This is a genomic window from Rhodanobacter sp. UC4438_H5 (assembly GCF_052978405.1).
This window is the reverse complement of the sequence record NZ_CM129672.1, coordinates 2616225-2642603: the sequence shown is the minus strand read 5'-3', so window position 1 is coordinate 2642603 and position 26379 is coordinate 2616225. Positions and strand designations below refer to the sequence as shown.

The window sequence follows — 26379 nt, the reverse complement described above, 5'->3', positions numbered from 1 at the left end:
TGCAAGACATGACATCTGGCGGGATCAGGCGATCAATCATGGCGACGGCGGGCCTTGCCCTTGCGACGTTCGGCGGTGCCGTGCAGGCGAATCCGCATCCATGGCAGCTGAACATGGAGCGCGGCGCGAGCACCTGGTCGCACGTCCCCTACGATCTGAACAACATCTCGCTGTGGGTTTGCGTGGTGATCGGCGTGCTGGTGTTCGGCGCCATGTTCGTCGCGATGTTCCGCTTCCGCAAATCGCGCGGCGCGGTGGCCGAGAAGTGGGCGCACAACACCGTGCTGGAAGTGGTCTGGACCACGATTCCGGTGCTGATCCTGATCACCCTGGCCTACCTCGCCACCGGCGGCCTCACCAGCTGGGCCGATACCACCGGCTCGCAGATGACGGTGAAGGTCACCGGCTACCAGTGGAAGTGGCGCTACGACTACGTCAGCTACATGGGCAAGCCGATCGACAAGGTCGGCTTCATGTCCAGGCTGGACAAGCAGAGCGACGACACCCGCCAGCTCGATTCGGGCATGGACCCGTATGCGGTCAAGGTGGGCGACGAGCAGACCTACCTGCTCAACGTCGACAAGCCGCTGGTGGTGCCGGTCGACACCAAGATCCGCTTCATCATCACCGGCGGCGACGTGATCCATTCGTGGTGGGTGCCGGCGCTGGGCTGGAAGCTCGACGCGATCCCCGGCATTGTCAACGCGGCCTGGACCAACATCAAGGAGCCGGGCACGTACCGCGGCCAGTGCGCCGAGCTGTGCGGCCAGGACCACGGCTTCATGCCGATCGTGGTGGTGGCCAAGTCGGAGGCGGACTTCGCCAAGTGGCTGGCCGAGCAGGAAGCCGCTTCCGGCAAGTCCCTGTCGCCCCCCGCGCCGATCGACGCGGGCACGGCGGCCACTGCCGCGGCGACCACTCCGCCGGGCTGAGCCCGACCCCATCCGCGTTTTCGTTGCAGTCGCATTCCATTACAGGTTAGAGGTGCATGGCCATGTCCTACGCAGCCACCCATGATCAGCACGATGATCACCACGGCGCGCCGAAGAGTTTCTTCCAACGCTGGTGCATGTCCACCAATCACAAGGACATCGGTACGCTGTACCTGATCTTCGCGCTGACGATGTTCTTCATCGGCGGCAGTTTCGCGATGACCATCCGCGCCGAGTTGTTCAAGCCCGGCCTGCAGCTGGTGCAGCCGTACTTCTTCAACGAGCTGACCACCATGCACGGCCTGATCATGATCTTCGGCGCGATCATGCCGGCGTTCGTGGGCCTGGGTAACTGGATGATCCCGCTGATGGTGGGCGCGCCGGACATGGCGCTGCCGCGCATGAACAACCTGTCGTTCTGGATTCTTCCGTTCGCCTTCCTGCTGATGCTGTCCACGCTGTTCTCGCCGGGCGGCGCGCCGGCCGGCGGCTGGACGATGTATCCGCCGCTGTCGCTGCAGAGCGATTCGCTGGCCTACGTGGTGTTCGCCATCCATCTGATGGGCATCAGCTCGATCATGGGCGCGATCAACATCATCGCCACCATCCTCAACATGCGCGCGCCGGGCATGGACCTGCTGAAGATGCCGGTGTTCGTGTGGAGCTGGCTGATCACCGCGTTCCTGCTGATCGCCGTGATGCCGGTGCTGGCCGGCGCGGTGACCATGCTGCTGACCGACAAGTACTTCGGCACCAGCTTCTTCAATCCGGGCGGCGGCGGCGACCCCGTGCTGTACCAGCACGTGTTCTGGTTCTTCGGCCACCCCGAGGTCTACATCATGATCCTGCCGGCGTTCGGGATCATCTCGGAGATCGTGCCCACCTTCGCGCGCAAGCCGATCTTCGGCTACAAGGCGATGGTGTTCGCGCTCGCCTGCATCGCGTTCCTGTCGTTCATCGTGTGGGCGCACCACATGTTCGCGGTGGGCCTGCCGCTGGGCGCGGACCTGTTCTTCATGTACGCCACCATGCTGATCGCGGTGCCTACCGGCGTGAAGGTGTTCAACTGGGTGGCCACCATGTGGGGCGGCTCGATGACCTTCGAGACCCCGATGCTGTTCGCCATCGCGTTCATCATCCTGTTCACCATCGGCGGCTTCTCCGGCCTGATGCTGGCCCTGGTGCCGGCCGACTTCCAGTACCAGGACACCTATTTCGTGGTGGCGCATTTCCACTACGTGCTGGTGACCGGCGCATTGTTCGCGATCATTGCGGCGGCCTACTACTGGCTGCCGAAGTGGGCCGGCAACATGTACAGCGAGTTCTGGGGCAAGGTGCACTTCTGGTGCAGCGTGGTGTTCGTGAACGTGCTGTTCTTCCCGCAGCACTTCCTCGGCCTGGCCGGCATGCCGCGGCGCATCCCCGATTACAACGTGGCGTTCGCCAACTTCAACATGGTCAGCTCGATCGGTGGCTTCCTGTTCGGTGCCTCGCAGCTGATCTTCCTCGGCGTGGTGATCCACTGCGTGTTCTTCTCCAGGAAGAAGGCCACCGACCGCGTGTGGGAAGGCGCCAAGGGACTGGAATGGACCGTGCCTTCGCCGGCGCCGCACCATACCTTCTCGGTGCCGCCGGTGATCCATGACGAAGAGCTGGCGCACGGCAACGTGCACGCCTGATCGGCGGGGAAGCCGTGGAAATGACACAGCCGGTTGACGACATCCACGCCGCGGACCAGCGCCGCGGCGTGCGCCGCACGGTGAAGATCCTGGTCGCGGTAGTGATCGGCTTCTATCTGCTGGCGTTCCTGCAGATCCTGCTGATGAAATAACCGCGCCAGCACCTTTCCACTTCAATCACCCGGGTCGGCACGACCGGCAGGCAGGTCCCCGAGCGGCATGGCGGGGCAGAGTCATCAAGAGAAATCCACGGGGTCTCAGCATGGGTCAGCAACACGACGTTTACTTTGTACCGGCCAAGAGCTACTGGCCGATCGTCGCCGCGGTCGTCATGTTCATCTTCATGTTCGGTGCCGGGCACTGGCTCAACGCCGAGCCGGGTGCGACCGGTTTCGGCAAATCGGTGTTCGTCCTCGGCGTGATCGGCGTGCTGGGGATGTTCTTCGGCTGGTTCCGTTCGGTCATCCGCGAATCGCTGGCCGGCGACTACAACCACCAGGTCGATACCTCGTTCCGCATGGGGATGATGTGGTTCATCTTCTCCGAGGTGATGTTCTTCGGTGCGTTCTTCGGTGCGCTGTTCTACATCCGCATGTTCTCGGTGCCGTGGCTCGGTGGCGAAGGCCATGGCGTATTGACCCACCAGTTCCTGTGGAGCGACTACACCGCGGCCTGGGGTGCCAACGGCGGCAATGGTCCGGCGAAGATCGGCGGGGCGTTCGAAACGGTGCCTGCGTGGGGGCTGCCGTTGCTGAACACGCTGATCCTGCTGACCTCCAGCGTCACCGTGACGATCGCCCACCACGCCCTGCGCGCCGGGCATCGCGGCCGGATCCTGCTGTTCCTGGGCCTGACCGTGCTGCTGGGCGCCACCTTCCTGTACTTCCAGGCGCACGAGTACATCGAGGCCTACCACGAGCTCAACCTCACCCTGGGCAGCGGCGTCTACGGCTCGACCTTCTTCATGCTGACCGGCTTCCATGGCCTGCACGTGACCCTGGGCACGATCATGCTGGCGGTGATCTGGCTGCGCGTGCTGAAGGGCCACTTCAGCAAGGACCATCACTTCGGCTTCGAGGCGGTGGCCTGGTACTGGCACTTCGTCGACGTGGTGTGGCTGGGCTTGTTCATGTTCGTCTACATCCTCTGAGCGTCGGTCTGCACTCGCTTGCACCGGCCCGCCACTGGCGGGCCGGTTCGTTTCCGGGCGCCGGAATGTGTGCGGGTATGGAGCCTGGAGTGGTGTGCCCCCTGTGGTGGCCGCCGGCATGCCGTGCTGTCTGCCTGCCGAATCTGCCGAACCGTAGCCGGTCAGCCATCAATTTGTGACGGATGTGGTTGTATCCGGTACAAGTTTAGTGTATAGGTTCAGGCCCGCCGCCAGGCGGGGACGAGCGCCAAGCGGTGCCGTCGGTTCGCCATGCTGGTTGGAGTGGCAAGGGTTGGGGGGATGGAGATGTTTCGCTTTCTGCGTCGTAAAGCCAACCGCTGGCTCTTGCTGCTGGCGGCTGTGGACATGGTGCTGCTGGGCTTTTCGCTCAACGCGGCCATGTACCTGCGTTATTTCAATCGGCCTGCCGATCTGGCCCAGTTCTCCCACCACATGCCCGAGCGCTCGCTGGCGTTCGCCGTGATCATGCTGCTGGCGATGGTCGCCCTGGGTCACTACCAGTCGCACATGCGAACGAGCTGGTTCGGCGTGCTGGCGCGCCAGAGCGTGGGTTTCGTGCTCGGTGGCGTGGGCGTCTTCATCATGTATTACCTGCTGCCGCAGGCCTATGTCGGCCGCGGCGTGCTGACCATCGCGCTGCTGCTGTCCTTCGCCCTGATGATGGGCTTCCGGCTGGTGTTCCTGCGCCTGGTGGACGCGGTGGTGTTCCAGCGCCGGGTGCTGATCCTGGGTGCAGGCAAGCGTGCCTCGCAGATCCAGACGCGCATGCGCCGCCACGCCGACCGGATCGGCTTCAACGTGCTCGGTTTCGTGCCGCGCGAGGGCGAGGAGGTGCAGGTCGGCGCGATGTCCCTGGTGCGCCCCGAGGGTTCGCTGGTGGACTGGGCGCTGCATCGCCAGGTGGACGAGATCGTGGTCGGCGTGGACGACCGGCGCGGCGGGCTGCCCATGCGCGACCTGCTGGAGTGCCGTCAGAACGGCATCGACGTGACCGACCTGGCGACCTTCTTCGAACGCGAGTCCGGCCGCGTGCAGCTGTCGCTGACCGATCCCTCCTGGCTGGTGTTCTCCGGCGGCTTCGATGCCACTCCGCTGCGCCGCTTCAGCAAGCGCTGCTCGGATCTGCTGATCGCCACGCTGGTGCTGCTGCTGACCTGGCCGCTGATGCTGCTGGTGGCGCTGGCCATCCGCATCGAGTCCGGTGCCGGCCAGCCCATTCTCTACCGGCAGGAGCGCGTCGGCGCACGCGGCAAGACGTTCCAGCTGATCAAGTTCCGCAGCATGCGCACCGACGCGGAGCTGGACGGCATCGCGCGCTGGGCGAACAAGGACGACGACCGGGTGACCCGGGTGGGCCGCTTCACGCGCAAGGTGCGCCTGGACGAGCTGCCACAGTTGTGGAACGTGCTCAAGGGCGAGATGAGCTTCATCGGCCCGCGGCCCGAGCGGCCGCAATTCGTGATCGACCTTGGCCAGAAGATCCGCTACTACGATCTGCGTCATTGCCTCAAGCCCGGTCTGGCCGGCTGGGCGCAGCTGCGTTATCCGTATGGCGCGTCCGAGGCCGATGCCGAGGAAAAGCTCAAGTACGATCTGTACTACGTCAAGAACCACAACCTGCTGTTCGACCTGCTGATCCTGTTCCAGACGGTCGAAGTGGTGCTGTTCCGCCGCGGCGCACGCTGATTGGCGGTTCCCTCCGGGCCGGCCGGCCCGGCAAGCTTGAACCCGTCTTCCGGACCTGCGGCGTGGTTGGCGCGTCATGGCTGCCGGGCCAGCTATGACGCCGCATTGTGTGGTGATACGCTTTCCGGGCACGGGGCATTCAGGATAATCAGCTACCCAGCTCAAGCCGCCGGCTTGGCGAGGCTGGGTCGTTGGCATCGGCCTACCTATGGATTCCCCCCATGTCCCGCACCGATCAGATTGCGCCGAACAGGCCTGCAGCACCGACCCGGGGCAGCGGCGAGATGCCCGCTCCGTCATCATTGCGCGCGCAACGCACGCGTACCGCGCTGCTCGGTGGCGGCGTGATGCTGATGCTGCTGTTCACTGCGGTATCGCTGCTGCTGGCGCGCGATGACGAACCGCGACCGCTGACCTACCGTCCGATGGCCGCCGCGCCGGCGCCAGCCAGGCTGCCGGCGGCCCCCGCCAGGCCTTCGCCGCTTGCCGCGGAGAAGCTCGGAAATGCCGCTGACGCCAGGGTCTCCCCCACCATCGCGGCGGCGACGAGCCGACGCGCGACCCGGGTCGATGCTGCCGCGGTGGCGCCGCCGGCGAACGCGCCGCGCGCCCGCGCGACCACGACCGAAGCGACGCCCCGTCCGGTCCCCCGCGTTGTCGGTGGCGTTGTCGGTGTGCAGCCGCTGGTGGCGGCCACCGGTGCCTCCTCCCGCAGCACCGCTGCAAGGCATGCGGTCGGCGTGCCAGCCGGGCTGACCGGGTCGATCGGCCGCGATTCCTCCGCGGTGCAGGGCGCGCCGCGGGCGGCTGCGTTCAGCGCTGTGCCGGTGCGACCGCAAGCCGTGACGCTGGCGGCGCATCCACGGCTGCTTCTGGACTCCTCCACGCTGACCGCGCTGCGCCAGCGCGCGGCGGCGAACACGCCGCAATGGACGGCGCTGAAAGCCACCTGCGATTCCTACATCGGCGGCACGGTGGCGTATCCCACCGGCAACCAGTACCCCGACAAGCCGAACCTCGGCTCGGGCTACCAGGGCGAATCCTATCTGCCGGCGCTGCTGGCCGAAGGCATGTGCTACCAGGTGCTGAAGTCCAGCAATGCGGCGGCCGCGGCACCCTACGGCGCCAAGGCGGTCGACATCCTGATGAAGATGTCGATGCCCTACCCGGGCAGCAACGGCTGGGACCCGTGCACCGACAGCGGTTACGGCATCCGCTTCTACGGCGTGGGTTACGGCCTGGGCTATGACTGGGTCTACGACCTGCTGACCGCGTCCCAGCGCACGCAAATCTACACCACCGCGAACGCGTGGATCGCCGCGTGGGAAAAGTCCGGCGGGTGTGCTTCGTTTGCCTACGATGGCAATCCCATCGGCAACTACTACGCCGGTTACTTCCACGCCAAGGCGGTGATCTCGCTGGCCACCTACGGCGAAAATCCCAGCGCGCCGGCGCAGTGGACCGACTGGCTGGGCAACCAGTTCGGCGCGCGGGTGCAGCCGTACTATCGCCTGCACATGCTCGGTGGCGGCTGGCCGGAGGGTTACGGCAACTACGCGCCGCTGAGCATCCTCAACATGAGCTTGCCCGCGCGCGAAGTGAAGACCGCCACCGGGCAGGACCTGCTGCATGCCAGCGCGCCGTATACCTTCCCGGTGGACAGTGCCGACTACTCGATGCATTTCACCTGGCCGTCGCTGGTCTACTTCGACGACCGTGACGACAACCACTCCAACGGCGATCCCTCCTCGCCGCCGCCGGGCACGACCCCGGTCGGCATGTTCCAGCAGATCATCGGTGCGTTGAGCTACTGGCAATCGCCCAAGGTCGCGGTGTTCAACCAGTACCTCGCGGCGGTCGACCAGGCCACCGGCGGGTACAGTGATGCGCCGGCCTGGCTGCAGTTCCTGGCGATCGATCCGAATGCGCCGAAGGCGGCGCTGAGCACCTTGCCGCTGTCCTATTTCGCGCCGGGCATGAACGCCGTCGCGGCACGCTCGGACTGGACCACCGCCGCCAGCTGGATGTCGTTCCGCGCCGGCCCCTACACCAACAACCCCGCCGCCGGGCACGAGTTCTTCGACCAGGGCAGCCTCGCGCTGGTGCGCGGCGGCTCGCCGCTGCTGGTCAATGCCGGCGGCTGGCTGGTGCACGAGCCTGGCGGCAACGCCGACGAGACGAAGATCTTCAACGACAACTACGGCGACCTCGACGGTACCCAGTACAGCGGCAACCGGCAGCTGTACAACATCTTCTACGTGCGCAGCATGAGCGGCAGCTCGGTGGCGCAGCGTTTCGGCCAGGAGGCCAATACCACCGAGGACGATGGCGTGCGCACCGCGGTGTCGGCCTACGAGGACGGCAACGGCTACGTCTACATGCTGGCTACCCACCTGGAGGACATGTATCGCACCTTCTCCGCCGGGCCGGCGGTGTCGGCATGGTCGCGGCAAGTCGTCTACCTGCGTCCGAACCGTTTCGTCGTCTACGACCGCACCACCGAAGGCAGCACTGGCTACGACCAGTACCTGGCCTGGCATTTCCCGGCCAACCCGGCCGCGGGCAGCGCGCCGGCGGGACAGCACCGCTTCGACGTCAGCTACAACGGCCAGTACGTGGGCGCGATGACCACCGTGCTGCCGACCGGCAACAAGACCACGACGGTCGGCATGTATCCGGGCGACAACCCGATCAAGGCGTGGCAGGTGCAGGTGCGCCCGCCCGACACCAGCGCCAGCCAGCGATGGCTGACCGTGTTCGACCTGTCCGGCACCGCCGCCAAGGTCGCCACGGCCAGCCCGGTGACGGTGAGCCAGGGCGGCATCGTCGGGGTGGAACTGCTCGCCAGCGACGGCAACGCCGTGGTGGTGAGCAGCAGCGGCGCCCCCGGCACCGCGCTCAGCGGCAACCTCGTCTACGGAGTGCAGCCGTTGTCGGCCTACCACGTGGTCACCGACCTGCTCCCGGACACCGGCTACACGGTGACCACCTCGGCCAACGCCGGGTTGCGCAACGTCAACATCAGCGTGGGCGGCACCACCATGAGCAGCCACAAGGGTGTACTCAGCTTCTACGTGACGACCGACGGCACGGTGCAGGGCAACCCGCCGCCACCGCCGACGCCGGTTTACGTCCCGGTGCCGATCAGCGCGCTGCCGGTTCCCGGCTTTCCGGCACCGTACAAGCCCGGCGGTTGAGCCGGACCGCGACCGGCGTTCGCACCGGTCGCGGCAGACGCACCTCCGGGCGGTGGTCGCGGTCGATCAGGGCGAGTGCGGCGTGTCGCGCGTTCACTGGCCCTGCGGCGGGCTGCTGTGCGCGGCCACATGCAGCGGGTACAGCGGTGAGCTGTACCAGTCGACCACCTTGCCGTTCTCGAAGCGCACCCATGATGGGCCGTACTCCCAGCGCTGATCGCTGGCCATCAGCGTGGGTTCGCCTTCGATGCTGCGCACGCTGGCGGCATCCATGCCCAGGCCCCACGCCGGCCGTTCCGCCGGCGCTGTCGCCGTGGCGCGATGCGTCGGCGGCTGCACGGTTTCGGCGGGCGGGGCCGCGGGCGGCGCGGGCGGTTCGCCCGGCCACAGCCACCACGCCGCAATGGCAGCGGCCGGCAGCAACAACCAGCGGCGGGAACGCCGCCGTGTCGCGAGTACCCGCTGCGTCGCCGCGGCCGACCCGGCTTCGCCCCTCGGCGGCTGGGACGGCCGCACGCCCGCGGCGCCGGGCAGGCGGCCATGCGTGCGGTGGAACTCCATCGCCATGCCGTACATCGCGGTGAGCTGCTGCAGCCGCTGCGCGGCGACGCCGCGCGAATCCTCGTCGCGACGGTCCGGGTGCAGCACCGACACCCGGCGCCGGTACGCGTGCTTGAATTCGTCCAGGCCACAACCCGGTTCGAGACCGAGCAAGCGGTAGAGGTCGAGAAAATCGGTCTCGCGCGCCACGTCGTGCTTCCCCTTGAATGCCGCAAGCCGGGCCACGTGCCGCGCACCATCCGTGCACCGGCTGCCGTGCGGAACTATACCTGCTGGACGCCGCGGCCGCGGCGCACCCTCGCTGCCTCGTGCTAGCGTGACGCACCGAAAACGGCGGGAGGCGACGATGGCCAGGGGCCTGACTGCAAGCTTGCGGGGTGTGGCGTTGGGCGTGGCGGAATTGCCGGGGGTGCGTCTGCTCGCGCGGCCGGTCTATCGCCACCTGTTTGCCCGCGACGTGTTGCCCGGCAATGCCTACGGCGGCGTGTTTGCCAGTGTCGAGGCGGCGCGTGCCGGGGCACCGGCATCGTTGCCGACCAGCTACGACCAGCCGCAGTCGGGCGAGCTCTACGCCGACCGGCTGGAGCGTGTGCAGATCGTGGATTACCCGGTGCTGTTCTGGCTCTCGCGACTGTTTGCCGGCGACGCGCGGAAATTGTTCGACCTGGGCGGCAACGTGGGCACCAGCTATTTCGGTTTCCGCCACCACCTGCCGTATCCCGATGACCTGCGCTGGCTGGTGCACGACGTGCCCGCCGTGGTCGCGGCCGGGCGCGCGCTGGCCGAGCGCGAGGATGGCGCCGGCAAGCTCGGCTTCACCGACTCTCCGCAGGACGCCGACGGTTGCGACGTGCTGCTCTGCAGCGGCGTGCTGCAGTACCTCGACTACTCGCTGCCGCAGTTGCTGCAACCATTGCGCGCGCCGCCGCGCCACGTATTGGTCAACGTGACGCCGCTGCACCCCGAGCGCAGCTTCGTGACCCTGCAGCGTGTCACCCGGCGCCGGGTCGGCATCGCCAACTGCCCGTACAGGGTTTCCGCGGTGGGCGCCTTCGTCGACGAGTTCACAAAAGCCGGCTACAGCGTGGTCGACCACTGGTCGACGACCGAGCGCCACATGCGCATTCCGTTCGAGCCGGACCATTCGATCGATCGTTACCACGGATTCTGTTTCCGCCGCGACTGAGCTTGCGGGGCGCCGGGGCGCGGGGCACACTGCCGCTTCGATTCCGTGGCGCAGCTTGCGGCCGGCGGGTCGCGGGAGGGGGCATGTCGGGTCCATCGTCCAAGTGGCTGGAAGTCGCCTGGGATCAGTTCGATCCCTGGCGGATACAGGGCGTGCGGCATCATCTGGCGACGCACCCCGCGCTGCAGTTGCCGGCCCTGGTCGAGCTGGGCAAGCGGCTGGAAGCGCGTGGCCGCGTGCGCTCGCACAGCGGCGATGCCACTGCGGGCACGTCGTTCAACGAAGCACCCCGGTTGCATCCCAACGCCAAGGGTGTCGAGGCGACGCTGAGCGACATCGAGCATGCCGCGGCGTGGACTTCGCTGCTCAACGTGCAATCCGATCCGCAGTACCGCGCCGTCGTCGACGAGGTACTCGACTCGGTCCGGCCGCAGGTGGAGGCGGTCGACCCGGGCATGTGCTATCGCGCCGGCTGGATCTTCCTCACTTCGCCCGGGGCGGTGACGCCGTTCCACATGGACAAGGAACACAACTTCATCCTGCAGGTGCACGGCCGCAAGCGGATCTACGTCTGGGACCATCGCGACACGCAGGTGGTCAGCGAGCATGCGCGCGATCGCTTCCATCGCACCCATTCGCGCGAGCTGCTGCAGTGGCGCGAGGAGTATCGCGAGCGAGCCCGGGTGTTCGAGCTGGAACCCGGGATGGGCGCGTACATGCCCTCGACCAGTCCGCACATGGTCGAGAACGGCGATGGCCCGTCGATCACCATGAGCTTCACCTATTACACCCGCGCGACCCGGCGCAACTCCCTCCTGCATCGCACCCACGACATGCTGCGCCGGCTGGGCTGGGTGCCGCCGGCGGTGGATCGCTTCCCGTTGTTCGACGCCGCCACGCTGGCGGCCGGCGGGCTCTACATCGGCAGCAAGCGGCTGGCGCTACGACTGGCCGGCGCGTCCGTCGATTCGGACGCCGCACCGTACGCCAAGGTTGGCGACTCGTGATGTCCGGCCGGCGACGCGGCGGTCGCCGGGCCTGGCGCGTGCTCATGCTGGCCTGCATTCCGCTGACCGCAGCCGGCGTCGACCGGCCAGCTCCTCCCGCGCCGCCTACGCTCGGCGCCCACACCTTGCTGGCGCAGGCCGATCATCGCGGCCGCAGCCCCGCCGTGACCGCGCCGCTCGACACCGCGCCGGCGGGCAGTGCGTTGCTGGTGCTCAATGGCGGCTTCGCCAGCAACGCGGCGGCGCCGACCGACAGTTATGGGCGGCACTGGACCCAGGTGGGTCCGACCGCCGTCTACGACGGCTACCAGGGCCGTTTCGACGTGAAGGCCTACGTGTCGCTGGCCGGCCCGGGCGGCCGGCACCATACGGTCAGCATCGACAAGCCGGGTGAGCCGGAGCGCGAGATCACCATCCCCTTCGTGGAAATCCGCCATGCCGGCGTGCTGCAGGATTTCGCCCAGAATTACCCCGCGCCCAATCTGGTCCAGCGCATCGCGGGCAAGCTCAAGCGCACGGTGGAGGGCATGCTCTCCGATCCGGCCGACCGCTTCAGCGTGACCAGCGGCGAGGTCACCACGACCGGGCCGGCCACGTTGATCGCGGTGTGGTGGGGTGACGGCAATGTACGCCGGATGAGCGCCGTGCCGGACAACGGTTTCACCGTGATCGACAGCTATCTGCAACTGCCGCCGATAAGCGGCGTGCAGTGCGCGGTGGCTTACCGCCAGGTCGACCGTGCCGGCACCTACCGGGTGAGCTGGAGCGGCAGCCCGCGCCAGCGGGCGATCCTGTGGCTGTTCGCGTTCCAGTCCGCCGCGCCATAGTCCACCTGCATAGCACGCAGTCAGTCTGAATGGCGTGCCCCATTGCACAGTTCGACGCGGTTCTGCGCTAATCTTGTCGTCCAGAGGCTGGTTTGGCAGACGACGCGATGAGCGGGTGCTCCCAGGCGGCTTCGCTGGGCAGATGCCGGCCGATCCGCGGTGCCTCGCGAATCGCGCGCATCCTGCCCGAGGGAGATCGGCGCGTGTCGTGGCGGTCATCGCCGCCCGACCAGGAGGGGTGGTGGGCGCGGCATCCAATCCAGTGTCAATTGACGACGGCATGTCGTTGCTGGACGTGCTGCCGGGCATCGCGCCTGCCGATGACGAAACCTGGCAAAGTCGCCGCGTGCCGCTCGACGGCGCATTGGCCACTTGCGTGGCGGCGCTGCACGCGGCCGATCCCGAGCGCGCGGCGCTGACCCTGCTGGCCGCGTTGGCGCGGGTCGAGGCGCAGCTGACCGGCGCCGAGTCCGCCGTGGCAACGCTGCACCAGGCCGGATGCACCCGCCAGCTGACCGTGCCGGTGCCCCGCGACGCGCCACGCAAGGCATGGCTGGAGGGCGTGCTGTCCGCAGCGCGCGGGTCGGCCGCCCCGGTCACGGTGGCGTGGATGGTGCTGCAGGAGGCAGCGTTGCCGGACGCCGCCGCCGCGCTCTCCACCTGGCGCCTCGATTTCAGCGACGCGATCGCCCTCGAACTGCGCTGGCGCAGCCCGCTGACGGCAGCGAGCGTGGAGCTGCTGGCCGGTTGCGTGCAGCGCGCCTGGGCGGGCCTGCTCGACGAAGCTGACGCCGAGCCGGATCTCCTCGCTCCGGCCGAACGCCAGCGCTTGCTGGTGCAGTGGAATGACACCGCGGTGCCGCGACACCGCGGCGACAGCGTGTCCGCGCTGTTCTCCCGCACCGCCGCCGCGCATGCGGATGCACCGGCGGTGGTCGAGAGCGGGCACGCCCTGAGCTATGCCCGACTCGATGAGCGGTCCAGCACCTTGGCCCGGCATCTGCTCGATGCCGGCGTCGTGCCGGGCGACATCGTCGGCGTCGCGCTGGAGCGTTCGGCGGGGGCGCTGGTGGCAATCCTCGGCGTGCTCAAGGCCGGCGCGGCCTACCTGCCGCTCGATCGCAGCCACCCGCCGGAGCGGTTGGCGTTTGCGCTGGCCGATGCGGGTGCGCGGATGGTGCTGGTCGCATCGGTCGCGGCTACGCTGCCGTTGCCCGATGGAGTGGCGTGCCTTGCGCTGGATGTCGTCGAGTCCGTACCCGTGCCGCACGACGCGCCGCTGCCCGTGGTCGACGGCGATGCGCTCGCCTACGTGATGTACACCTCCGGCTCCACCGGCACCCCCAAGGGCGTAGCGATCGCCCATCGTTCGATCATCCGGCTGGTGTGCGGCGTGGATTACGTGCGGCTGGATGCCGACACGCGCATGTTGCACGCCGCACCGCTGGGCTTCGATGCGTCGACCCTGGAAATCTGGGGCGCGCTGCTGAACGGCGGTCGCGTGGTGGTCCATCCCGAAACGATCCCCACCGCTGCCGGCCTGGCCGCAACCATTGCCGGCGAAGGGGTCGGCACGGCGTGGCTGACCTCGTCGCTGTTCAACGCCGTGGTCGACGAGGCGCCGCGTCGGCTGGAGGGATTGCGCCAGCTGCTGATCGGTGGCGAGGCACTGTCGGTCGACCATGTGCGCCGCGCGCTGGCGGCCTTGCCCGGCGTGGAGATCATCAACGGCTACGGCCCGACCGAGTGCACCACGTTCACCTGCACCTGGCCGATCCCGCGGGACCTGCCGGCCGACGCGCGCTCGGTGCCGATCGGCCGGCCGATAGCCGACACCCGCGTGTACGTGCTCAATCGCGCCGGCGAGCTGGTGCCGACGGGCGTGGTCGGCGAGCTGCACGTGGGCGGCGACGGCGTGGCGCGCGGTTACCTCGGACGGGCGCAGCTGACCGCCGAGCGTTTCGTGGCCGATCCGTTCGGCGCCGCCGATGGCCGCCTGTATCGCACCGGCGACCTGGTGCGCTGGCGCGACGACGGCGTGCTGGAGTTCGTCGGCCGGCGCGACGGCCAGGTCAAGATCCGCGGCTACCGCATCGAGACCGGCGAGATCGAGGCAGCGCTGCTGCGCCAGCCCGGCGTGCGCGCCTGCGCCGTCGTGCTGCGCGATGACCCGCCGCTGGGCAAGCGCCTGGTCGCCTACGTGGTCCCCGCCGCCACCCGCCCCGACCAGCCGGCGCTGCGCCGCGGCCTGGCTGCCGAACTGCCGGAGTTCATGCTGCCGGCCGCGTGGGTGGTGCTGGACGCGCTGCCGGTCACCACCAACGGCAAGCTCGACCGCGCCGCACTGCCGGCGCCGGGCAGCGCACGGCCGGAACTGGCCACGACCTACGAAGCCCCGGTGGGCGAAGCCGAGACGCGCCTGTGCGCCGCCTTCGCCACCAGCCTCGCGCTGGACAAGGTGGGCCGCCACGACAACTTCTTCGAGCTGGGCGGCAGCTCGCTGCTGGCGGTGCGGCTGATCGATCGCTTGCGCCGCGACGGCGATGCCGCGCTGGACGTGCTGACCTTCTTCCGCGATCCCACGCCGCTGGCGCTGGCCCGCCACCGCGATCACGCCGGCGCCGACGGCATCGAACCGGCGCGCCTCGCCCGCCCGCGTGCCGCCGGCGCGCAAGCCGGTGCCGAGCCGATCGCGATCATCGGCATGAGCGGCCGCTTCCCCGGCGCCGCGGACATCGAGAGCTTCTGGCAGAACCTGTGCGAGGGACGCGAGTCGATCACCCGCTTCGCGCCGGGCGAGCTCGACCCGTCGATCCCGGCGAGCCTGCGCGACGATCCGGCCTACGTGCCCGCGCGCGGCGTGATCGACGGCGTGGAGCTGTTCGACGCCGCGTTCTTCGGCATCAGCCCGCGCGAGGCGGAGTTGATGGACCCGCAGCAGCGGCTGTTCCTGGAGCTGTGCTGGGAGTGCCTGGAACGCGCCGGCCATGCGCCCGGCGCGCAGGACGGCCCGGTCGGCGTGTTCGCCGGCATGTACAACGCGACCTATTTCCAGCACCACGTCAGCGCGCATCCCGACCAGGTCGGGAAGCTCGGCGCGTTCCAGGTGATGCTGGACAACGAGAAGGATTTCATCGCGCCGCGGGTGGCACACAAGCTGGACCTCACCGGTCCCGCGGTGAGCGTGCACACCGCCTGTTCCACCTCGCTGGTGGCGATCTGCCAGGCGATGGAGAGCCTGCGCAGCGGCCAGTGCGAGATGGCGCTGGCCGGCGGTGCCTCGATCACCTGTCCGCCGCGCAGCGGCTACCTGTTCCAGGACGGCGCGATGCTGTCGCCGGACGGCCACACGCGAAGCTTCGACGCCGAGGCGAGGGGCACGGTGTTCAGCGACGGTGCGGCGGTGGTGCTGTTGAAGCGGCTGGCCGACGCGCAGGCCGATGGCGACCCGGTCATCGCGGTGATCCGCGGTGGCGCGATCAACAACGACGGCGGCACCAAGGCCAGCTTCATGGCGCCCAGCAGCGAGGGCCAGGCCGCGGTGGTCGCGATGGCGCAGCGCAACGCCGGCGTCGACGCGCGCAGCATCTCCTACGTGGAAGCGCACGGCACGGCCACGCCGATCGGCGATCCGATCGAGGTGGAGGGCCTGGTCAAGGCGTTCCGGCGCGACACGCCGGATACCGGCTTCTGCCGCCTCGGTTCGGTCAAGAGCAACGTCGGCCACTTGGTGATCGCCGCCGGTGCGACCGGCGTGATCAAGACTGCGCTGGCGCTGGCCGAGCGGCGGATTCCGCCGAGCCTGCATTACGCCGCGGCCAACCCGGCGATCGACTTCGCCCGCTCGCCGTTCGTGGTCAACGATCGCCTGCACGACTGGACCAGCGCGCCCGGCGTACCGCGCCGCGCGGGCGTGAGTTCGTTCGGCGTGGGCGGCACCAATGCGCACGTGGTGCTGGAGGAAGCACCCGCACCGACGCCGAGCGAGGCGACCGCCGGGCCGCAACTGCTTTTGCTGTCGGCGCGCACGGCCACTGCACTGGGTACGGCGGCCACGCGGCTGGGCACACACCTGGCGGACTCTCCGGAAGTCGAGCTTGCCGACGTGGCGTGGACGCTGGCGGTCGGACGCAAGGCCTTCGCCCATCGGCTGGCCGTGGTCACCGAGTCCGCCACCAGCGCCAGCGCGCAGCTGGCCAGCGCGGAAATCGCCGCGGCGGCGACGCGCAGCACGCCGGCGCGGGCGAGCGACGTGGTCTTCCTGTTCCCGGGCCAGGGCGCCCAGTACGCCGGCATGGGTCGCGCGCTGCATGCCAGCGAGCCGGTGTTCCGCGACGCATTCGACGCTTGCGCCAGCGCCTTGCGCAAGCAGGGCGGTTTCGATCTCGCCGCGTGCGTGTTCGCCGACGACCCGGCCGCGCTGCTGCCCACGGCGGTGATGCAGCCGGCGACGTTCGCCATCGAATACGCGCTGGCGCAGTGGTGGATGAGCCTGGGCCTCGTGCCGGCAGCGATGATCGGCCACAGCGTGGGCGAGTTCGTGGCCGCCACGCTGGCCGGCGTGTTCAGCCTGCGCGACGCGATCGCGCTGGTGGCGCGGCGCGGCGAGCTGATGCAGGCGCAGCCACCGGGCGCGATGCTGTCGGTGCGGCTGCCGCTGGATGCATTGCAGGCACGCCTGCCGGCGGATCTGGCGCTGGCAGCGGAGAACGCGCCTGGCGCCTGCGTGGTGGCCGGGCCGGCCGAGACGGTCGAGGCTTTCCGGGCGGCGCTCGAAGCGGACGGCATCGCCGCGCGCCTGCTGCAGACCTCGCACGCCTTCCATTCGGCGATGATGGAGCCGGTGCTGGCACCGTTCCGCGAGGCGCTTGCCGCCGTCGAACTGGGCCGCCCGCAGCTGCCCCTGGTGTCGACCGCGCTGGGCGACTGGCTCGACCCCGCGCAGGCCGGCTCGATCGATTACTGGACGCAGCACCTGCGCGTGCCGGTGCGCTTCTCCGGCGCGCTGGCGCGGGTGCTCGACGCGCCATCGCGCGTGCTGCTGGAAGTGGGGCCGCGCCACACGCTGACCACGCTCGCCCGACAGCAACTCGGTACCGCGCGCGAACGCATCGTCGCCGTGCCCAGCCTGGCCGATGCGGCGGACGTGGAGCGCACGGCGCTGCTGCAGGCCGCGGGCCAACTCTGGTGCCGCGGCATGGCGCTTGATCCGGCACGACTCGACCATCGCGCGCGCCGCCGCCGCGTGCGCCTGCCCACCTATCCGTTCGAACGCCAGCGCTGCTGGCTGGATGCCGCACCCGCCACGGCGCCCGCGCCATCGTTCGCTGAACCGACACCCGTCGCCGCCGCGCCCGCGGCCGAGGAAGCCCCCATGCCGCAAGTCGCCATGCCCGCCGATCGCCGCCCCCGGCTGGTGAACCAGCTCAAGGCGGTGTTCGAGGACATCACCGGGATCGAACTGGACGACGCCGACAGCACCAGCAACTTCATCGAGCTCGGGCTGGACAGCCTGATGCTGACCCAGGTCGCGCTGCACCTGTCGCGCGTGTTCCCGGTCAAGGTGACGTTCCGCCAGTTGATGGTCGACCACGCCAGCCTGGACCGGCTGGCGGCGTTGCTGGACGAGCAGATGCCGCCGGACGCGCCGACGGCGGCGCCAGTTGCCGCGCCGGTCGCCGCCCCCGTGGCTGCGCCGACGCTCGCCGCGCCAACGCTTGCCGTGCCGGCGCTGCCGACGGCGGGAGCGGGCGGCAACGACTACGTGCGTCACGTGATCGACCAGCAGATGCAACTGATGGCACAGCAGCTGGCCTTGCTCGGGGGAACGGCGAGCGCCGCCGCACCCGTCGCGCCCGCACAGCAAGCAGCACCACCGGCCAGCGTGGCGACGCCACCGGCGGCAGCACCCGTGTCGACCAGCGCGGATCGCGACGAGGAAGCGGCGCTGGCGCACACCCGCTACGACGTCAAGAAGGCGTTCGGCGCGATCGCGCGCATCGACAACGGCCAGCTGGAACTGTCCCGCCACCAGCGCGAGCGGCTCGATCGTTTCATCGAGCGCTACGTCGCGCGGTCGCGCAAGTCCAAGCAGTACACCGAGGCGCAGCGCCCGCACATGGCCGACCCGCGCGTGGTGAACGGCTTCCGCCCGCTGACCAAGGAGATCGTCTACCCGCTGGTGGTCGAGCGCTCCAAGGGCTCGCGCCTGTGGGACCTGGACGGCAACGAATACGTGGATGCGCTGAACGGCTTCGGCATGAGCCTGTTCGGCTGGCAGCCGGATTTCGTGCTGGAGGCCATCCGCCGCCAGCTCGACCTCGGCTACGAGATCGGCCCGCAGCATCCGCTCGCCGGCGACGTGGCGCGACTGGTGTGCGAGGTCACCGGACACGACCGCGCCGCCCTGTGCAACACCGGTTCGGAAGCCGTGCTGGGTGCGCTGCGGGTCGCGCGCACGGTCACCGGGCGCAGCACCGTGGTGCTGTTCAGCGGCTCCTACCACGGCATCATCGACGAGGTGATCGTGCGCGGCACGAAGAAGCTGCGTGCGGTGCCGGCCGCGCCCGGGATCATGCGCAACACGGCGGAGAACGTGATCGTGCTGGACTACGGCACGCCGGAATCGCTGGAGATCATCCGCGCGCGCGCGCACGAGCTGGCCGCCGTGCTGATCGAGCCGGTGCAGAGCCGGCGGCCCGACTTCCAGCCGGTCGATTTCCTGCGCGAGGTGCGCAAGATCACCGCCGCGTCCGGCACGCTGTGCATCTTCGACGAGATCGTCACCGGCTTCCGCGCCCATCCCGGCGGCACCCAGGCGCTGTTCGGCATCCAGGCGGACCTCGCCACCTACGGCAAGGTGGTCGGCGGCGGTTATCCGATCGGCGTGATCGCCGGCAAGCGCGAGTTCATGGATGCGCTCGACGGCGGCAGCTGGCAGTTCGGCGACGACTCGGTGCCGACCGTGGGCGTGACCTATTTCGCCGGCACCTTCGTGCGCCACCCGCTGGCGCTGGCGGCGGCGCAGGCGGTGCTCGAACACATCAAGGAGCAGGGCGCCGGCCTGCAGGAGCGGCTCAACGCGCGCACCACGGCGATGGCCGCCGAGCTCAACGCGTTCTGCGACGAAGTCGGCGCGCCGATCGCGGTCAAGCACTTCGCGTCGTTCTGGAGGACCCAGTTCCTGGAAGATCATCCCTTGCAGGATCTGCTGTTCGCGATGATGCGCAGCCGCGGCGTGCACATCCTGGACAACTTCCCGTGCTTCTTCACCTCCGCGCACAGCGAGGCGGATTTCCGGCAGATCACGCAGGCCTGGAAGGATTCGGTGATCGAACTGCAGGAGGCCGACTTCCTGCCGCGGCGCACCGCCACCGCCCGCACCGTGATGGACGCGCGCCAGCCGCCGCTGCCCGGCGCGCGCATCGGCCGCGAACCGGACGGGCGTCCGGCGTGGTTCGTGCAGGTTCCCGGGCAACCGGGCAGCTACACCAAGGCAAGTTGATCGCGATGAGCATCGGAACCCCAGCCAGGGACGCGGCGCTCGCCGTCGACTACGACCCCTTCGCCGACGGCACGCTGTCGCGCGTGGTGCCCAGCACCGAGCCGCAGCGCGAAATCTGGCTGGCCGACCAGCTCGGCGCCGAGGCTTCGCTGGCCTACAACGAATCGGTCTCGCTGCACTTGCGCGGCGTGCTCGATGCGGCCGCGCTGCACGCGGCGTTGCAGTCGCTGCTGGATCGGCACGATGCGCTGCGCGCCAGCTTCGGCCCGGATGGCGAAGCCCTGTGCATACGCGAGCAGGTGAGCTTCGAGCTGCCGTTGCTCGACCTGTCGGCCGCCGATCCGGCGCGGCGCGAGCAGGCCGTGGCCGAGCATCGCGCCGCGGTGGTGGAAACCCCGTTCGCGCTGGGCCGCGACCACCTGCTGCGCGGCGAGTTGCTCCGCCTGGCGCACGACGAGCACGTGCTCATCCTCACCGCCCATCACATCGTCTGCGACGGCTGGTCGTGGTGGGTGCTGGTGCGCGAGCTGGGCGCGCTGTACGCGCAGCGGCTCGGCCACGCGGTGGAGGCGCTGCCGCCGGCCGAAGCGTTCGCCGACTACGCGCTTGCCCAGGCCTGCCAGCCGGATGCCGCATACGCGCAGGACGAGCAGTACTGGCTGGCGCGCTTCGCCGGCGAGATCCCGGTGCTCGACCTGCCCACCGATCGCCCGCGCCCGGCCCGCCGCAGCTTCGGCTCCGCTCGCGAGGACTGGACGCTGGATGCGGAACTGGTCGCGGCGATCCGCCGCCTCGGCGCGCGCCAGGGCGCCAGCCTGTTCGCCACCTTGCTGGGCAGTTTCGCCGCCTTGCTGATCCGGCTGGCACACCAGTCGCGGGTGGTGATCGGCATCCCCACCGCCGGGCAGGCGATCGACGGCCACGACGCCCTGGTCGGCCACTGCGTCAACACCTTGCCGCTGCTGTTCGAGCCGGACCTGGACCGGCCCGCCGCGCTGGCCATCGAGCAGGCGCAAACCACCTTGCTCGACGCGCTGGAACACCAGCGCCTCACCTTCGGCAGCCTGCTGCGCAAGCTGCGCATCGGCCGCGACCCTTCGCGCCTGCCGCTGGTCAGCGTGATGTTCAACATCGACCAGGCGCTGGACCACGAGGACTCGGCGTTCCCCGGCCTGCAGCTGGAATTCGCCAGCAATCCGCGCCGCTACGAGAACTTCGAGCTGGCGATCAACGCGGTGCAAAGCCATGGCGAGCTGCGCCTGGAATGCCAGTACAACCGCGAGTTGTTCGACGGCGCCACGATCCGCCAGTGGCTGGGGCACTACCAGACCCTGCTGCAGGCGATGGCCGCCGACGACTACACGGCGTTCGGTCGGCTGCCGCTGCTGGCCGACATCGAGCAGCGCAAGGTGCTGGAGAAGTTCAATGCCACCCACGTCGACTATCCGGCCGGGCAGTGCATCCATGAACTGGTCGAGGCGCAGGTGGCGCGCACGCCGCAGGCGATTGCCGTCAGCCATGAAGGCGCAACGCTGAGCTACGCCGGGTTGAACGAGCGGGCCAATCGGCTCGCCCATCACCTGCGCGCGTCCGGCGTGCGCCCCGACCAGCGCGTGGCGATCTGCGCCGAGCGCTCGCTGGAGCTGGTGGTCGGCCTGCTGGCCATATTGAAGGCCGGCGCGGCGTACGTGCCGCTCGACCCGGAATATCCACCCGAGCGCCTGGCCTGGATGCTGCAGGACTGCGCGCCGGCAATGCTGCTGACCCAGCAGGCGCTGGTGCCGCGGTTGGCGCCGCTGGCGCCGGCCGTGCCGCCGTTGGCGCTGGACCAGGCCGCGCCGGCATGGGCCGAGTGCGAGGCATCCAACCCGCTCGCGGCGGCAAACGGCCTGCACGACCGCCACCTCGCCTACGTGATCTACACCTCCGGCTCCACCGGCCTGCCGAAGGGTGCGATGAACGAGCATCGCGGCGTGGTCAACCGGCTGCGCTGGATGCAGGAGATGTTCGCCGTCGATGCACGCGACGTGGTGCTGCAGAAGACGCCGTGCAGTTTCGACGTCTCGGTGTGGGAGTTCTTCCTGCCGCTGATGAGCGGCGCGCGGCTGGTGATGGCGCGTGCCGGCGGCCATCGCGATCCGGCCTACCTGGCCGACACCATCCGGCGCGAGCAGGTCAGCACGATCCATTTCGTGCCTTCGATGTTGCACGCCTTCCTCGACCACGGCGATACCGCGGCGTGCGCCAGCCTCAAGCAGGTGATCTGCAGCGGCGAGGCGCTGCCGGCGGTACTGGCCGCGGCGTTTTTCCGCCAGTTGCCCGGCGTGGGCCTGCACAACCTGTACGGCCCGACCGAGGCGGCGGTGGATGTCACCGCGTGGGCGTGCGTGGCCGGCGACGACGCATCGAACATTCCGATCGGCCGCCCGGTGGCCAACACGCGCATCTACATCCTCGATGGCTATGGCCAGCCGGTGCCGGTGGGCGTGGCCGGCGAGATCTTCATCGGCGGCGTGCAGGTCGGTCGCGGCTACCTCAACCGCGAGACGCTGACCACCGAGCGCTTCCTGCCCGATCCGTTCGCCCACGACGCCGACGCACGCATGTACAAGACCGGCGACCTCGGTCGCTGGCGTGCGGACGGCAACATCGAATACCTCGGCCGCAACGATTTCCAGGTGAAGCTGCGCGGTTTCCGCATCGAGCTGGGCGAGATCGAACACCGCCTCGCCACGCACCCGGCGGTGGCGCAGGCGGTGGTGCTGGCGCGCGAGGATCGCCCCGGCGACATGCGCCTGGTTGCGTACATCGCCGGCGCGGCTGGCGCCAGCGCCGATCCGGCGGCGCTGTCCGCGCACCTGCGCGCGAGCCTGCCCGAGTACATGGTGCCGGCGCACTACGTGATGCTGCCGGCAATCCCGCTGTCGCCCAACGGCAAGGTCGATCGCACGCGATTGCCGGCACCCGACATGGCGGCGGGCAGCGGAGCACGCGAACAGCAGGCGCCACGCGATGAACTCGAACAGCGCGTGGCCGCAGCGATGGCCGCGACGCTCGGCGTGGACGCGCCGGGCGTGGACGACAACTTCTTCGACCTGGGCGGCCATTCGCTGCTGGCCTCGCGCTGGATCGCCCGGCTCAATCGCGAACTGGGGTTGACCCTGTCGTTGCGCGCCGCGTTCGACGCCCCCAGCGTGGCCGCGATGGCGGCGGCGATCCGCGCGCTGGGCGCCGATCCGGCCCAGGCCCGCCCGGCGCCGCCGTCGATCCCGCGGCTCGCCGATCGCGACACCGCGCCGCTCTCGCTGATGCAGCAACGCGTCTGGTACCTGGAGCAGCTCAATCCCGGCCAGGTGGTCTACCACGCGCCGTCCGCGCATCGCCTGCGCGGGCCGATGAACGTGGCGGCCTTCGAACAGGCGCTGCGCGACATGGTGCGGCGCCAGCCGACCTTGCGCACGGCGATCGAGCTGGACGACAAGACCGCGGTCCAGCGCATCCATGCCGAGCTCGAGATCGCGTTGCCGCTGGAGGATCTTTCCGGCGTGGACGCGGCCGGGCGCGAGGCCGTACTGGCCCGGCGGCTGGAGGAGCTGATCGCCGAGCCGTTCGACCTGGGCACGCCGCCGCTGTTCCGGGTGAGGCTGTTCCGGCTCGCTGCGGACGAACACGTGTTCTTCTTCATGCCGCATCACGTGATCTGGGATGGCTGGTCGTTCGACCTGCTGTACGAGGAGATGTCGGCGCTGTACGCCGCGCGTGCCGCCGGCCGGGAACCTGCATTGCCGCCGCTGGCGGTCGAGTACGCCGATTTCGCCGCGTGGCATGCGCAATGGATGCGTGGCGACGAGCTGAAGCGCCAGCTGGCGCATTGGCGCAAGCGCCTGGCCGGCACGCTGGAGCCGCTGGCGTTGCCGGTCGATCGCCCGCGTCCGCCGCGCATGAGCGGCGCCGGTGCCACCGAGTGGATCCATCTGCCGGCGGACCAGGCGGCGGGCATGCGCCAGCTCGGCCAGCAGGGCCAGGGCACGCTGTTCATGGTGTTGCTGACCGCCTGGTGCGTGCTGCTGCATCGGCTCAGCGGGCAGGGCGAGGTGATCGTGAACACGCCCGTGCGCGGTCGCGACACGCCCGAGCTGGAACGGGTGATGGGCTTCTTCGTCAACGCGCTGCCGCTGCGCGTGCAGCTGGAAGACGGCGCCTCGTTCCTGGACGCGCTGCAGGCGGTGCGTGGCGTGGTGCTCGATGCGTTTGCCTGCGCCGACGTGCCGTTCGAGCAACTGGTGATCGACCTCGACCTGCGCCGCGACGACAGCCGCCCGCCGCTGAGCCAGGCGATGTTCTCGTTCCAGGACGTGCGCCTGCGCCCGGGCCGCTGGGGCGAGCTGGAACACCAGAACATCCCGGTGTTCCAGCACGGCGCGGCTGACGACGTCGGGCTGTGGTTCATCGAGCACGCGCAGGGACTTTCCGGCGGCCTCACCTACAACACCGACATCTTCGACGCCGCCAGCGTGGCGCGCTGGATCGATTACCTGCGGCAGATCCTGGCGCAGGCGGTGGCCTCGCCGCAGCGCGCGCTGGGCGACATCGAGCTGATGGACGCGGCGGAACGAACGCAAGTGCTCGTGGAGTGGAATGCGACCGCGGTGGACTACGACCGCACGCTGGGCCTGCCCGCGCTGATCGAGGCGCAGATGCGCGCCGCGCCGCAACGCATCGCTGCCGAGTGCGGTGGCGAGCGCGTCGACTATGCGTGGCTCGACCAGGCCAGCCGCAACCTCGCGCTGGCGCTGGGTCGTCACGGCCTCGGTCGCGGCGACCGCGTGGGCATCTGCGTGCCGCGCAGCCTGTCGATGCTGGTGGCGGTGCTCGGCGTGTTGCGCAGTGGCGCCGCCTACGTGCCGCTGGACCCCACCTTCCCGCCGGATCGCCTGCACTACATGGCCGAGCATGCGCAGCTGCGCCATGTGCTGGTCACCGACGCGGCACTGCTGCCGGCGGCGGTCGCCGAAGGTCGCGAACTGCTCGACGTCGACGCACTGGCCGCGCAGCCGGCGGGCGAGGGCAACTTGCCGCCGGTGCACGGCGACGACACCGCCTACGTGCTGTACACCTCCGGCTCCACCGGCAAGCCCAAGGGTGTCGCCGTGCTTCACCGCAACCTGGTCAACTTCCTGCTGGCGATGGCGCGCGAGCCGGGTTTCACCCGGGACGACACCGTGTGCGCGGCCACCACGCTGTCGTTCGACATTGCCGGGCTGGAGCTGTACCTGCCGCTGACCGTGGGCGGGCGCGTGGTGATCGCCACCGACGAGGAGCAGCACGATCCGAACCGGATGTGGGACCTGATCGAGCGCAGCGGCTGCAACGTGCTGCAGGTGACCCCCTCGGTGCTGCGCCTGTTGCAGGATGCCGGGCGGGATCGCGCGCTGGATCAGCTGCGCCTGTTCGTCGGCGGCGAAGCGCTGCCGTCGGCACTGGCGCGCAACATGGCGAGGCGCTGCCGCGAGCTCTGGAATCTGTACGGCCCCACCGAGACCACGATCTGGTCCAGCGTGGCGCGAATCCGCCCGGATCTCGATACGGCCCCGCTGGGCAAGCCGATCGCCAACACGCGGATCTACGTGCTGGACGCGCAGGGTAGGCCATTGCCGCCGGGCGTCATCGGCGAGATCTGGATCGGCGGCGATGGCGTGGCCGCCGGCTACCTGTTCCAGCCCGAGCTGACCGCCGAGCGCTTCGTCGACGATCCCTTCGTCGGCGGCACCGCGCGCATGTATCGCAGCGGCGACCTGGGTGCCTGGCGCCATGGCGTGCTGCATTTCCACGGGCGCGTCGACCACCAGGTCAAGCTTCGCGGTTTCCGCATCGAGCTGGGCGACATCGAGGCCGCCGCCGACAGCCACCCGGCGGTGCACGAATCCGTGGCGGGGGTGCGCCGCTTCGGCGACAACGACCTGCGCATGGTGCTGTACGTGGTGATGGACGGCGACGTCGAGGCGGGTGCCCGCGAGCTGCGCGAGCACCTGCGCCAGCGCCTGCCCGGCTACATGCTGCCGCAGCACATCGAGACCCTGGCGCAGCTGCCGAAGACGCCCAACGGCAAGATCGATCGCAAGCAACTGCCCGAGCCCGTCGCCGCGGCGGTCGTGGCGCAGCAGCGTCCCGGCCGGCAGGCCGAGCCCGCGACCGACGCGATGAGCGATGCGCGCGAACTGTATCTCGCCGGCCTCTGGCGCGAGCTGATCGGCGTCGAGGAGATTCGCCGCAACGACAACTTCCTCGACCTCGGCGGGCACTCGATGCTGGCGGTGGAGTTCGCCAGCCGGGTGCGCAAGGAGACCGGCGTGAGCCTGCGCCTGCTGAACGTGGTCACCGGCACGCTGGCATCGCTGGCCGCCGAGCTGCCCGAAGCCGGCGCGGGTTCGCCGCGACCGGCGGAAGGTTCCCTGTGGTCGCGTCTGCGCAAGCGCCTCGGAGGGGGCTGAGGTGCGGGCTCGACGAGGGGCGTGCGCGGAACGTGCACCGTGCCAGCCTGTCGCCCGCGGCGACTGCTACCATCGTGTCAGCCCCGCCGACGGTGCGGGGCGGGTTGGCGAGCGAATGCACGCGTGCATCCGTCCATG

Annotated in this window: 12 protein-coding genes; 11 read left to right on the top strand and 1 reads right to left on the bottom strand. The window is 69.5% G+C overall.

Annotated elements, in window-relative coordinates; all coding sequences use genetic code 11:
* The first annotated feature begins 8 nt into the window (after positions 1 to 8).
* The 6 genes from coxB (at position 9) to ACVCL9_RS12220 (ending at position 8665) form a co-directional block, all read left to right on the top strand.
* Positions 9 to 932, top strand: a complete 924-nt coding sequence (gene coxB, locus ACVCL9_RS12245) for a cytochrome c oxidase subunit II (protein ID WP_447097919.1) — start codon at positions 9 to 11, stop codon at positions 930 to 932.
* 62 nt (positions 933 to 994) lie between these two features.
* Positions 995 to 2611 carry a cytochrome c oxidase subunit I gene (gene ctaD / locus ACVCL9_RS12240; protein WP_395121266.1) on the top strand — a complete coding sequence of 539 codons (1617 nt, stop codon included), beginning with the start codon at positions 995 to 997 and terminating at the stop codon, positions 2609 to 2611.
* 20 nt (positions 2612 to 2631) lie between these two features.
* On the top strand, positions 2632 to 2763 hold the full coding sequence (locus ACVCL9_RS12235) for a hypothetical protein (protein ID WP_395120386.1): 132 nt from the start codon (positions 2632 to 2634) through the stop codon (positions 2761 to 2763).
* 110 nt (positions 2764 to 2873) lie between these two features.
* Positions 2874 to 3761, top strand: a complete 888-nt coding sequence (locus ACVCL9_RS12230) for a cytochrome c oxidase subunit 3 (RefSeq protein WP_395120385.1) — start codon at positions 2874 to 2876, stop codon at positions 3759 to 3761.
* A gap of 306 nt (positions 3762 to 4067) precedes the next feature.
* Positions 4068 to 5468 (top strand): TIGR03013 family XrtA/PEP-CTERM system glycosyltransferase, encoded by a 1401-nt coding sequence (locus ACVCL9_RS12225; protein WP_447097920.1) that lies wholly within the window; start codon positions 4068 to 4070, stop codon positions 5466 to 5468.
* A 221-nt stretch (positions 5469 to 5689) separates the two neighbouring features.
* Positions 5690 to 8665: a hypothetical protein gene (locus ACVCL9_RS12220; RefSeq protein ID WP_447097921.1), complete on the top strand. Its 2976-nt coding sequence runs from the start codon at positions 5690 to 5692 to the stop codon at positions 8663 to 8665.
* 93 nt (positions 8666 to 8758) lie between these two features.
* Here ACVCL9_RS12220 and ACVCL9_RS12215 read toward each other — a convergent pair whose 3' ends face one another.
* Complete coding sequence (locus ACVCL9_RS12215; protein ID WP_447097922.1) at positions 8759 to 9415, bottom strand: J domain-containing protein; 657 nt, start codon at positions 9413 to 9415, stop codon at positions 8759 to 8761.
* A 157-nt stretch (positions 9416 to 9572) separates the two neighbouring features.
* Here ACVCL9_RS12215 and ACVCL9_RS12210 point away from each other — a divergent pair, with 157 nt between their 5' ends.
* From ACVCL9_RS12210 to ACVCL9_RS12190, 5 genes are all read left to right on the top strand, one after another.
* Positions 9573 to 10412, top strand: a complete 840-nt coding sequence (locus ACVCL9_RS12210; protein ID WP_447097923.1) for a TIGR04325 family methyltransferase — start codon at positions 9573 to 9575, stop codon at positions 10410 to 10412.
* An 83-nt stretch (positions 10413 to 10495) separates the two neighbouring features.
* Complete coding sequence (locus ACVCL9_RS12205; RefSeq protein ID WP_447097924.1) at positions 10496 to 11419, top strand: cupin-like domain-containing protein; 924 nt, start codon at positions 10496 to 10498, stop codon at positions 11417 to 11419.
* A gap of 44 nt (positions 11420 to 11463) precedes the next feature.
* Complete coding sequence (locus tag ACVCL9_RS12200) at positions 11464 to 12246, top strand: hypothetical protein (RefSeq protein WP_447097925.1); 783 nt, start codon at positions 11464 to 11466, stop codon at positions 12244 to 12246.
* Positions 12247 to 12526: 280 nt separating this feature from the next.
* Positions 12527 to 19750 carry a hybrid non-ribosomal peptide synthetase/type I polyketide synthase gene (locus ACVCL9_RS12195; RefSeq protein ID WP_447097926.1) on the top strand — a complete coding sequence of 2408 codons (7224 nt, stop codon included), beginning with the start codon at positions 12527 to 12529 and terminating at the stop codon, positions 19748 to 19750.
* 5 nt (positions 19751 to 19755) lie between these two features.
* The gene (locus ACVCL9_RS12190; protein ID WP_447097927.1) at positions 19756 to 26241 is read left to right on the top strand and encodes an amino acid adenylation domain-containing protein; all 6486 of its coding nucleotides are present in this window, start codon (positions 19756 to 19758) and stop codon (positions 26239 to 26241) included.
* Positions 26242 to 26379 lie beyond the last annotated feature (138 nt).

Bases quoted from the DNA above. Each gene is read 5' to 3' on its own strand.
- coxB (WP_447097919.1), top strand. From the start codon at position 9: ATGACATCTGGCGGGATCAGGCGATCAATCATGGCGACGGCGGGCCTT.
- ctaD (WP_395121266.1), top strand. From the start codon at position 995: ATGTCCTACGCAGCCACCCATGATCAGCACGATGATCACCACGGCGCG.
- ACVCL9_RS12235 (WP_395120386.1), top strand. From the start codon at position 2,632: ATGACACAGCCGGTTGACGACATCCACGCCGCGGACCAGCGCCGCGGC.
- ACVCL9_RS12230 (WP_395120385.1), top strand. From the start codon at position 2,874: ATGGGTCAGCAACACGACGTTTACTTTGTACCGGCCAAGAGCTACTGG.
- ACVCL9_RS12225 (WP_447097920.1), top strand. From the start codon at position 4,068: ATGTTTCGCTTTCTGCGTCGTAAAGCCAACCGCTGGCTCTTGCTGCTG.
- ACVCL9_RS12220 (WP_447097921.1), top strand. From the start codon at position 5,690: ATGTCCCGCACCGATCAGATTGCGCCGAACAGGCCTGCAGCACCGACC.
- ACVCL9_RS12210 (WP_447097923.1), top strand. From the start codon at position 9,573: ATGGCCAGGGGCCTGACTGCAAGCTTGCGGGGTGTGGCGTTGGGCGTG.
- ACVCL9_RS12205 (WP_447097924.1), top strand. From the start codon at position 10,496: ATGTCGGGTCCATCGTCCAAGTGGCTGGAAGTCGCCTGGGATCAGTTC.
- ACVCL9_RS12200 (WP_447097925.1), top strand. From the start codon at position 11,464: ATGCTGGCCTGCATTCCGCTGACCGCAGCCGGCGTCGACCGGCCAGCT.
- ACVCL9_RS12195 (WP_447097926.1), top strand. From the start codon at position 12,527: ATGTCGTTGCTGGACGTGCTGCCGGGCATCGCGCCTGCCGATGACGAA.
- ACVCL9_RS12190 (WP_447097927.1), top strand. From the start codon at position 19,756: ATGAGCATCGGAACCCCAGCCAGGGACGCGGCGCTCGCCGTCGACTAC.